1 protein-coding gene and 2 pseudogenes are annotated in these 1129 nt (G+C 46.7%); 1 reads left to right on the plus strand and 2 read right to left on the minus strand.

Features of this window, described 5'->3' with window-relative positions; genetic code table 11:
* Positions 1–356, plus strand: a 356-nt coding sequence (locus tag FC814_RS22505) for a hypothetical protein (RefSeq protein WP_014654004.1), incomplete at its 5' end; no start/stop codon positions are given.
* Here FC814_RS22505 and FC814_RS23850 read toward each other — a convergent pair.
* Positions 353–574 (minus strand): annotated as a pseudogene (locus tag FC814_RS23850) (prepilin); the annotation flags it as partial. The gene FC814_RS22505 and the pseudogene FC814_RS23850 overlap by 4 nt on opposite strands.
* Before the next feature lie 275 nt (positions 575–849).
* Positions 850–1129: pseudogene (locus FC814_RS23855) on the minus strand (Shufflon protein B); the annotation flags it as partial.

Raw genomic sequence — 1129 nt, forward strand, 5'->3', positions numbered from 1 at the left:
CGTGCCAATCCGGTACGTGGAAGACTTCTGGTTCGCTCAATGGTTCTTACACAAACTTAGGTTCACATAGAGGTTCATTCTCAGGGCGGAATTCAGGGGGCAGTACATTGTTTATTTATGCATCTGGAGGTAATGGAGGATCTGCCGGAGGTGCATGTGCAAATACATCCCGACTGCAGGGATATGTTGGTGGGACGCTAATTAGCGTGAATGCCAGCAATAACCCTGCATATGGAAAAACAGCCTTTATCAGCTTTGCTGTACCTGCAGGTACTTCCTATCAGATAACATCCTATCCAACAGAAAATACATCATGTGGTGCCGGGGTATTTTCAGTATTTGGATATCAAACTTAATTGAGCGTTACACACGACGCAATACAACCTGTCTTATGCTCGTATTTGTACCATTTGCGTGAACCTGCTGGGCTCTCAACTACCTGGCAGTAGTGGGCATCCTCTGCGTTGCCCATTCTGGCAATGGCACAGAAGTCGAATTGCCCCAGATAACCTGTGGTGGAAAGCTGAGTAACTTTGAGTTTTCCACCTATTGTCCCCCACGTACCGGATTGGCACTGGCCTACGTGCCAATCCGGTACCTGGAGAAAGGTAGGATCTGGTGAGCTTCAAATTGCTACAGCACAGGCCACAGGTTGGCGCTTTCCTGGAGCAACAGCTACCTGTCCAACTGGAAAACGTGTTACAGGTGGCGGCGGAATATGCACCTCACGAACTGGTTACATATGGCTTACCAGGTCATTCCCATCAGCCAATAACTCATGGTCGGCTGCGTGCGATACAACCGAAGATCAGAATGGTTCAATAACTGTATATGCCATTTGCCAATAAGCTATTTCAAGCAAGTAATCTTCATAAAGTAGGACGAATACTGTGTGTAGTTTTTGGCTTGCCAAGTCATCTCGCCGTTAGAGTCAGGCATGTCAATAGGAATGACTTCTGTTTCTGCCATTTCACGCCCGTCAATACGATAGGTGTTAATACACAGTTTAAACCTCCCTAAGACCTGTGTGTTTTTGGGATATAACGTAAATGTTTTTATATTCGTCCATATCGACGCTGATGATGATTTCCAGGTACCGGATTGGCACGTAGGCCAGTGCCAATCCGGT

Origin of the sequence: Escherichia sp. MR, from assembly GCF_005280595.1 — a bacterium.
GTDB lineage: Bacteria > Pseudomonadota > Gammaproteobacteria > Enterobacterales > Enterobacteriaceae > Escherichia > Escherichia ruysiae.